Source organism: Paeniroseomonas aquatica (assembly GCF_030409335.1).
GTDB classification, from domain to species: domain Bacteria; phylum Pseudomonadota; class Alphaproteobacteria; order Acetobacterales; family Acetobacteraceae; genus Belnapia; species Belnapia aquatica.
Genome location: NZ_JAUFPN010000188.1, coordinates 1 through 9,009, shown reverse-complemented (window position 1 = coordinate 9,009; position 9,009 = coordinate 1). Strand labels below are relative to the sequence as shown.

Annotated in this window: 7 protein-coding genes; all 7 read left to right on the top strand. The window is 63.6% G+C overall.

What is annotated here, in order from left to right:
• Positions 1 to 38: 38 nt before the first annotated feature.
• Entirely contained in the window at positions 39 to 425 is a 387-nt protein-coding gene (locus QWZ14_RS22775) for an ABC transporter permease subunit (protein WP_290319235.1), read from the top strand.
• The gene (locus QWZ14_RS22770) at positions 422 to 1,537 is read left to right on the top strand and encodes an ABC transporter permease (RefSeq protein ID WP_290319234.1); all 1,116 of its coding nucleotides are present in this window, start codon (positions 422 to 424) and stop codon (positions 1,535 to 1,537) included. Before QWZ14_RS22775 ends, QWZ14_RS22770 begins: the two co-directional genes overlap by 4 nt.
• A complete protein-coding gene (locus QWZ14_RS22765) occupies positions 1,530 to 2,531 on the top strand; it encodes an ABC transporter ATP-binding protein (RefSeq protein ID WP_290319233.1) in 1,002 nt (333 codons plus the stop codon). The genes QWZ14_RS22770 and QWZ14_RS22765 overlap by 8 nt, the downstream gene beginning before the upstream one ends.
• A complete protein-coding gene (locus tag QWZ14_RS22760) occupies positions 2,528 to 3,526 on the top strand; it encodes an ABC transporter ATP-binding protein (RefSeq protein ID WP_290319232.1) in 999 nt (332 codons plus the stop codon). Before QWZ14_RS22765 ends, QWZ14_RS22760 begins: the two co-directional genes overlap by 4 nt.
• Before the next feature lie 18 nt (positions 3,527 to 3,544).
• The gene (locus QWZ14_RS22755) at positions 3,545 to 5,566 is read left to right on the top strand and encodes an ABC transporter substrate-binding protein (RefSeq protein ID WP_290319231.1); all 2,022 of its coding nucleotides are present in this window, start codon (positions 3,545 to 3,547) and stop codon (positions 5,564 to 5,566) included.
• A gap of 497 nt (positions 5,567 to 6,063) precedes the next feature.
• Complete coding sequence (locus tag QWZ14_RS22750; RefSeq protein ID WP_290319230.1) at positions 6,064 to 7,023, top strand: tyrosine-type recombinase/integrase; 960 nt, start codon at positions 6,064 to 6,066, stop codon at positions 7,021 to 7,023.
• A 381-nt stretch (positions 7,024 to 7,404) separates the two neighbouring features.
• Positions 7,405 to 9,009, top strand: a 1,605-nt coding sequence (locus QWZ14_RS22745) for a hypothetical protein (protein ID WP_290319229.1), incomplete at its 3' end; no start/stop codon positions are given.

The window sequence follows — 9,009 nt, the reverse complement described above, 5'->3', positions numbered from 1 at the left end:
CCATGCCCGTCAGCCTTCGCGCATAATCCAGGCTAGCCTTGGCAGGCACGGCCCAACTCATCCGTATCATGCGCGCCAACTTGCTGGACGAGCTCCGCAAGCCCTACGTCGTCACCGCCCGCGCCAAAGGGTTAACCTTGCGACGGACGGTGCTGAAATACCCGGTGCGGGCGGCACTCAACCCCTTCGCCAGTTCGGTCGCCTACCTGTTCCCCTACCTTGTCTCGGGCAGCATCATCGTCTCTCTGGTGCTCGGCCTGCCCACGGTTGGACCGCTGCTGCTGCAGGCGCTGGTGGCGCAGGACATGTATCTTGCGGGCGCCATCGTGCTGCTGCTTGGGGTGATGACGGTAATCGGCACCCTGGTGTCCGACATGTTGCTGATGTGGATCGACCCGCGCATCCGGCTGGAGGGGCGCTCATGAGCGAGGCCGTGCTCGACCACGCCGCGTCCGAGCGCTACGCCCAAGCGACGCAGCTCCAGCTCACCTGGTGGCGCTTCCGTAAGCATAAGCTGGCGGTGGCCAGCTTGGTGGTGATCATCCTGTTCTACTTGGTCGCAATTTTCGCCGATGCGCTGGCGCCGAACGACCCGCATGCCACGGACGCGCGGCGGAGCTTCATCCCGCCACAGGGCATCCACCTGTTCGACGACAGCGGCTTCAATCCACACGTTTATGGCCTGCGCGGCGTGCGGGACCCGCGTACCTTCAAGCTGGCTTATGCGCCCGATCCCGCACGCAAGCTGCCGGTGCGGCTCTTCGCCAACGGCTACAGCTACGACCTGTTCGGTCTATTCGAGACTGATATCCATCTTTTCGGCGTAGTAGGCGGCAACCGTGGTGAGGGCATCTTCCTGCTCGGCACCGACCAGCTTGGCCGCGACCTGTTCTCGCGCCTGGTTGTGGCAACGCGGGTCTCACTCTTTATCGGGCTTGCCGGTGTCACCCTCTCGCTGCTGCTTGGAGTGCTGCTTGGCGGCATCTCCGGCCTTTATGGCGGTTGGGTGGATACGCTGATTCAACGAGTGATCGAAGTACTGCGATCTATTCCTACCATCCCGCTCTGGATGGGGCTCGCTGCGGCGCTGCCGAATACATGGAGCGTGACGCAAATCTATCTCGCCATCACCATCATCATCAGCCTGATCGGCTGGACCGAGCTGGCTCGCGTGGTGCGCGGCCGGTTTCTGTCACTGCGGGAGGAGGATTTCGTGGTGGCTGCGGAGCTCGCCGGCGCCAGTCAGCTGCGCATCATCTTCCGCCACATGCTGCCAAGCTTCGCAAGCCATGTGATCGCCGCCGTCAGCTTGGCGCTGCCGGCGATGATCGTCAGCGAAACCTCGCTCAGCTTCCTTGGACTCGGCTTGCGGCCGCCGGCGGTGAGCTGGGGAATCCTGCTGCAGGATGCACAGAACATTCAGGTGCTGGCCGGGGCGCCCTGGCTGCTGGCGGCAGCGGTGCCGGTTATCCTGGCGATCCTCGCCTTCAACTTCCTCGGCGATGGGCTGCGCGATGCGGCGGATCCCTATGGTTGAACGCATATCCCTGGCAATCCGTGACCTCGCGGTGCGATTCGAGAGCGACCAGGGTGTAGTGCGCGCACTGGACGGCGTTAGTCTCGACCTGCATGCCGGCCGGACGCTTGGCGTCGTCGGCGAGAGCGGCTGCGGCAAAAGCGTGACGGCGCGCTCAATCTTGCGGCTGATTGATCGGCCAGGGCGAATTTCGGGTGGACGCATCCTGCTCGATCCAGGCACACCGGCAGAGACGGACCTTGCCGCACTCGATCCAGAGTCGAAGCGCATGCGTAGCGTGCGTGGCGGCCGCATCGGGCTGATCTTCCAGGAACCGATGACCGCACTATCGGTCCATTACACCGTCGGCAACCAACTAATCGAAGCCGTCGTGCAGCACCATGCGATCACGCCGCGGGAGGCGCGTGACCGGGCCGTGGCGTTGCTTGGCGATGTCGGCATTCCACGCCCCGAAACCCGCATGGCCGCCTATCCTTTCGAGTTGTCGGGCGGGCTGCGCCAGCGCGTCGGCATCGCCATGGCGCTGGCCGGGCAACCGGACATCCTCATCGCGGACGAGCCCACCACGGCACTCGACGTCACTACCCAGGCGCAAATCCTGACGCTGCTGCAGCGCCTGCAGACCGAGAAGCGTATCACACTGATGCTGATCACCCATGACATGGGGGTCATTGCCGAAATGGCCGATGAGGTGGCGGTGATGTATCTTGGTAGGGTCGTGGAAGCCGCACCGGTGGAGGAGCTGTTCGCCGCCCCGCGCCACCCCTATACCCGCGCCCTACTGCGCGCTGTGCCGACTATCCTGGCGAAGCCGCGTCAGCGGCTGGCGACGATCGGTGGCGCGGTGCCGCATCCCGGCTTACGCCCTACTGGCTGTGCCTTCCATCCCCGCTGTGCCGAAAGCCTCGGCGCACGCTGCCAACAGGAAACGCCTGCCGACGTGCCACCCGGTCAGGCAGGCGCTGCATGCTTTCTTCCGGGGGCTGCGGCATGAACGTGCTGGAGGTGGCGGCGCTGAAGAAGCATTTTCCGATTCGCGCCGGGCTGCTACGGCGAGAGGTTGGGCGGGTGCGCGCGGTGGACGGCGTCAGCTTCTCGATCGCAGAAGGCGAGACTCTGGCGTTGGTTGGCGAGAGTGGCTGCGGCAAGACCACCGTCGCCCGGTGTATCTTGCGGGCGCAGCGCGTCACTTCGGGAGCCATCCGTTTCTCGCCGGCGCCTGGCCGTGTGGTGGACTTGGCCGCGGTGCCGAAAGCTGCGCTGCGGCCGCTGCGGCGGCATATCCAGATGATCTTCCAGGACCCCTACGCATCCTTGAATCCTCGCATGGTGGTCGGCGACATCATTGCCGAGCCGCTGAAGGTCAATGGTGTTCCGGCTGCCGAGCGCGCCGCGCGAGTGCTTGAGTTGCTCGACCTAGTCGGGCTGCCGGCGCTGGCCCGCAGCCGCTTCCCGCATGCGTTCAGCGGCGGCCAACGGCAGCGTATTGGCATTGCTCGGGCACTGGCATTAAACCCGCGCTTGGTGGTAGCGGATGAACCAGTCTCAGCGCTGGATGTCTCGGTGCAGGCGCAGATCATCAACCTGCTGCTGGACCTACAGGACCGGCTGAAGCTGTCCATGCTGTTTGTCGCCCACGACCTTTCCGTAGTGCGCCACGTAAGCGATCGGGTTGCGGTAATGTACGTCGGTCGGATCGTGGAAGTGGCGCCGACCGACGCGCTCTACCGCACCCCGCGCCACCCCTACACTGAAACCCTGCTGGCCGCGGTACCGGCGCCGGATCCGGCGCGGCGCGGCCGTCGTATCGTCCCGCGCGGCGAAGTGGCCGACTCGGCAAAGCCCCCGCCCGGCTGCGCCTTCCATCCGCGCTGCCCGCATGTGGTGGATCGCTGCCGGGTGGAGCGTCCCAACCTCATCGATCTCGGCGCCGGACGGCAGGTTAGCTGCCACCGGGCCAGGGAATTGTCGCTGGCCGGAGTCGGCTGAAAATCAGGGAGACGTGCCATGCGCCGCAGGGAATTCGGGATTGCCGTGCTGGCCGGCTGGGCCGGTGCCGCAGTGGCGCAGACAGGCGGCGAATTGCAAGGCTCCGGCCTGGTAGGCACACTGGAGAGCCCGGCGCTTATCACCGACCCCACCCGCTTCCCGCAGCAGTTCCAGGAGGCGCCTATGCTGGCCGAGCAGGTCCGCGCTGGCCGCCTGCCGCCGGTGGCGCAGCGCCTGCCGCAGGACCTGATGGTGATCCAGCCGCTGCGCGGGGTGGGCAAATATGGCGGCACCTGGCGGCGCGGCTTTATCGGCCCCGGCGACAGCGAGAACGGCAACCGGCTGATGTCGGCCGACAAACCGCTGTTCTTCGACGAGACCGGAACAAAAATCCTTCCCTGCCTCGCCCGCGGCTTCGAGGTCAGCGAGGATGGCCGCCGCACCACCCTGCACCTGCGCCGCGGGTTGCGCTGGTCCGACGGTACGCCCTGCACCGCCGATGACTGGATCTTCTGGTTCGAGGAGATCTACACCAACAAGGACCTAGTGCCAGCTCCGGCTGCCGAGCTGACGCTCAAGGGCAAGCCGGCGCGGCTGGTGAAGCTCGACGAGTACAGCATCGCTTTTGAATTCGACGATCCCTATTTTCTGTTTCCCTATTTGCTGGCTGGCGACACGCTGATCGGCGGCGGCCACACCCGGCAGCAGATCGAGGGCCGTGCCTACGGAATCTATGCGCCGAAGCATTACCTGCAGCGCTTTCTGCCTAGCCACACGCCGGTGGATGCGTTGACGGCCGAAGCTCGCGCCGCCGGCTTCAGTACCTGGGCCCAGCTTTTCCTGTTTAAATGCGACTGGCGGCTGAACCGCGAGCTGCCGACCCTGGCGGCCTGGCGCATGGTCCAGCCGATCAACACGCAGCAATGGGTTCTGGAGCGAAACCCATACTATTACGCGGTGGATTCCGCGGGCAATCAGCTACCCTACATCGACCGCATCCAAATGGGCTTGGCGGAGAATCCGGAGGTAGTCAATCTGCGCGCCATTGCCGGTGAATACGACTATCAGGAACGCTTTATCGACCTGGGTAAGCTACCCCTTCTGGTCGAAAATCAGCAGCGCAGCAAATACAAACTGCACCTTGACCTGGGCTTTAACGGTGCGGATTCCGTGCTGTTCCCCAACCCTTGCTACACCGACGACCGCGAGATCGCGGCCCTGCTAGGGCAGGCGAATTTCCGTCGGGCCCTGTCCCTCGGTATTGACCGCGAACAGTTGAACGAGGCCTTTTGGCTCGGCCTCGGCACGCCTGGCTCAGTGGTGCCGGCGGAAATCCTGCCTGAGAGCCCAGGCAAGGAGTGGCGGACGCGCTGGTCGATGCACGATCCGGCGCACGCCAACCGGTTGCTCGACGGCGTGGGGTTAACCCGCAAGGACCGTGAGGGCTACCGGCTGCGGCGCGACAATAGCCAGCGGTTGAGGCTCGAAATCACCGTGGCGCAGACGCTGTCGCCGACTTGGCCGCAGCAATCCGAGATGATCGTGCAGCACTGGCGGCAGATCGGCATCGCTGCCGACGTAAAGGTGCAGGAACGCAGCCTGGCGCTAACGCGTGGCCGAAGCGACCAGATCCAGATCATCATCTGGACCAATAACGGCACCGAGAGCCTCTACCTCTACCCGCGCTACGCCCTGCCGGTGGATCCCACGGCGGGGGTGATGGGCAATGCTTACGCATTGTGGTTCGCATCCAACGGCGCTCGTGGTACCGAACCGCCGGAGCCAGAGATGCGCCGCGCTCACGCGTTGCTGCGCGATGCTGCGGGCCAACGCGAGGCGGAGCGCCACCGTACCGCCCAGGAAATCTGGAAGCTGGCGGTGGAGCAGCAATGGGGCATCGGGCTGGTAGGACTCTCGCCGGCATTCATGGGCGTCCGCGTGGTGAGCGATCGGCTGGAGAACGTGCCTGGCCGTACAGGCATCTCACAGCACATCCGCACGCCTTGGGGCGCGCATCCCGAGCAATGGTACTTCAGATAACGACCAGGCAACGCCGCGGTGCGACTGTTGGCTTGGAGCTTGTGCTGCGACGTCACCCGCATCGGCCTGACCTGCGCAGTAGCATTCGCCGTGCCATGGAATGCCGACCTGGCCTTTCCATGGCGTGATAGCCCGCTGCCAGGAAACGGGCACTCCCTGAGAGAGATTGCGGAACACGTGGCCCGCATTCGTGGGGTGGCCCCTGAACGCCGGTAAATGAAGGCCGATGTTGTGCCATTTTGAAGGTCATGCGCGGTAATGGGAGTTACCGCGCATGACGTCACAGCCTTGATTCCGTTACCGTGCGCGATCCAAAACATTAAATGAGTTACCGCACATAAAGTGGAATTTCGAAGCGGCGCTTCGTGCTTAACTCAGCACTAATTACCTCAGCCGCATGAGGTTAATTGCCCTGTTCCTATCTAATCTTGGTAATATGACCTGCAACGTTGGCAGGTATTCCTGTCACGACCGACCGCTTGTCTTGGAGGCATGCTGTGACCGCTGTCCTGCTTCCTACAGCTCTGGCCCCGCGGGAGATTGCCGCGCGTCTAGTCGAGCATGCCGATCAGGCCCGAGGCGCCATGGCGCCGGAGACTGAGCGCGCCCTGCGCAAAGCCGCGGCGGCCTTCAGCGGCTGGGCGGCAGTTCATGGGCTCTCCCCCCTTCCCGCCGCGCCCGAGGCGGTGGCGGCCTATGTGGATGCGCTTGCAGGGTCGGGCCGAAGGCCTGCCTCGATCCGCCAAGCGGTCTGGGCAGTAGCTTCCCTGCACCGGGCCGCGGCGCTCCCTGATCCGTCAAAGGCGGAGATTGTGCGGCTCGCGCTCAAACGCATGGCTCGGAGCTTGGGTACCCGCCAGCGGCAGGCCGCACCCCTGGGCAAGGCAGAGTTGATCCAGATTTTTGACAACGCCGGATCCGGCATCTCAGAATGCCGTGATCTAACTCTGATCCGCACGATGCGCGATATGCTGGCGCGCCGCAGCGAGATCGTGGCACTCGAGGTGGCTGATCTGGAGTTTGCCACGGACGGGACTGCCACGGTGCTTATCCGGCGCAGCAAGACAGACCAAGCCGGTGTCGGTGAGGTCTGCTGGCTGGCAAAGCAGACCACCCAATTGCTCCGTGATTTGCTGAAAGCGACTGGCATTACTGCGGGTCCGCTCTTTCGGCCGATCAGCAAGGCAGGTGTCGTGGGCACTACAGCGCTTGCCAGCGGCGAGGGTTCCCGCATCCTAAAGCGGCTGGCTCAGAAGGCGGGGCTGGAACCCTCAAGAATCTCTGGCCATTCAGCGCGGGTTGGGATGGCACAAGATTTGGTCGCCCGTGGTGCTGATTTGCCGGCCGTAATGCAGGCTGGGCGTTGGAAAACACCGGCAATGCCCGCACGCTATGCTGAGCGATTGCTGGCTGGTCGCAGTGTTGTTGCACGTTTTGATAAACCACACGGTAGCTAAAAGAGCTAGAGAACTCCGGCATTCACCCAATACGAGGGCAGCCATCCGATCCGGTTGACCTATCCACTGACCGGATCGGCCCGGCGCTCGACTCATTTCTACCGGTTTATCAGAGTAAACTCGTCGCAGCCCTGGCTTGCGGGCTGCTTCGACGAGCGTGGTAAGCCCTACCACGGCGCCTTCTGAGAAAGAACCACCACCGTGCTGGCCAGTAAACTCATTGCGCCGCTGGGGCGGGCTTAGTTTGTGGTGCTCAAGCCCGTCCTCCTGGTCATGAGAGATCACCACCACACTCCAGGACTGCATACCTAAGAAGGCAGGTTAGCTTGCCAGCCGCTCCCCTCAGCAGTCCACTGCGGAGATCCGGGTCGGAGGCAGAACGTGGACGCACTGAGCGAAGTAGAAAATCGTGTGGTCCTGGCTTGGCGGGAGGGCGGTTCTTGCACCTTAGGCGATGGAACCGTGCCGCAGTCCGCGCTTGCGGAGATGACGGTCCGGGCGGAGGTAATCCGTCGCGCCCTGCTCTGCCTTACCCTGCCCGGTGGATCGGAGCCGGGCTGGGGGCCTCCGGGTGCGCTGGTGCTTCAAGGGGCCTGGATTGAGGGCGACCTTGATCTGCGCAATGCCCGGGGCGCCCATGGCGGCGCCACAGTCGCTCTAATCCTGACCCGCTGTCACTTCGCCGGACGCATTCGGCTGGAAAGCGGGCAGTTTGCCGCCCTCTCCGTGGAGGGCAGCCGCTTCGCCGTGCTTGAGGGAGAGCATGCGACCTTCGAGGGGTTGGTGAACCTGTCTGAGGTCAGCAGCGCCGAGTTGGGCAATGTTGCAACAGGGTGTGAGGGCGACGGGACTTGGCAGGGCCTATGCTGGGTAAGGCTCGGTCGCTGTTCCATAGAGGGACCGCTGCTGGCGAAGGCTGCGAAGCTTTGCGCCCCGCCATACGCAATGGACGCTGACTACAGCGGCGGCGGCGTTCCCTATGCTCTCGACCTCGGCAACACGACCATACAGGGCGACGTCGTCTGCCAGCCGGACTTCCATGCCCGGGGAGGCGTGAGACTGAACAGCGCATCCGTCCGCGGCTCTCTGTATCTGGCCGGCGGGCTCCTGAGCGCGGAAAGCGGCTATGCGCTAACGCTGGAGAGGGCAACGATTAGCGGCTCGTTAGGCCTCGGAGCGCTGCATCGCCGGAACCGGAATCCTATGCCCTTCCGGGCGGAGGGATGCATTCGTCTCTATGGTGCTAAGATTGAGGGGGAGCTCTGGTTGGCAGGGGCCGAGTTAATCCCTTCTACGCGCGGTGCGCCGCAGAATCGCGGGGAATCCGTGATAGCATTTCAAGCCGAAATTCGACAGCAGGCGCGTCTCATACCCTGCCACGCGGATGACGGTACCAGCGCGTCAATCCCATTCTCTGCGGGCGGAACGCTTAATTTCGAACGGGCCTCCCTCGGTGCGCTCGAATTATTCGGTGCGCAGGTACGAAGCCCGACCAACGGGATATGCCTAAACCTCTGTTATGCGACGATCAGCGGCACCTGCAGCATCGCCGCCACTGAGGGCTGGAAAGTCGAGCAGGGTAGCAAGACGCGCATTGAATTCCCTTCCCGTCTTGAAGGTCTGATTCATGCAGAGGAGATGCAGGTTTCGGGAGCGTTCAGCATTACTAAGACAGAGATTGTGTCACCAGACGGCTTCTCTGTCGCCCTGTTCCTGCGGGCGGCAACAATAGGCGGGGATTGCAGCGTGACTGCCTCAACCCTGCGGGCACAGGGGGCGCAGTCATCCTCCGTCTACCTACAGGGCAGCAGTATCGGCGGCCATATGACCCTGCGTGACCTGCAGTTGGCCGGTGTTGTCAATCTTGAGTTGTGCCACATCAAGGGCCGGATTGCGATGCAGGAGCTGACAATCGACGCCAAGCCGTTCTCGATTCAGGCCAATAACTTAGCCTGGATAATTCGTGAGGCCGACAGCAAGCGTCGG

Coding starts and splice junctions, on each gene's coding strand:
- QWZ14_RS22755 (WP_290319231.1), top strand. CDS start 3,545: ATGCGCCGCAGGGAATTCGGGATTGCCGTGCTGGCCGGCTGGGCCGGT.
- QWZ14_RS22770 (WP_290319234.1), top strand. CDS start 422: ATGAGCGAGGCCGTGCTCGACCACGCCGCGTCCGAGCGCTACGCCCAA.
- QWZ14_RS22765 (WP_290319233.1), top strand. CDS start 1,530: ATGGTTGAACGCATATCCCTGGCAATCCGTGACCTCGCGGTGCGATTC.
- QWZ14_RS22760 (WP_290319232.1), top strand. CDS start 2,528: ATGAACGTGCTGGAGGTGGCGGCGCTGAAGAAGCATTTTCCGATTCGC.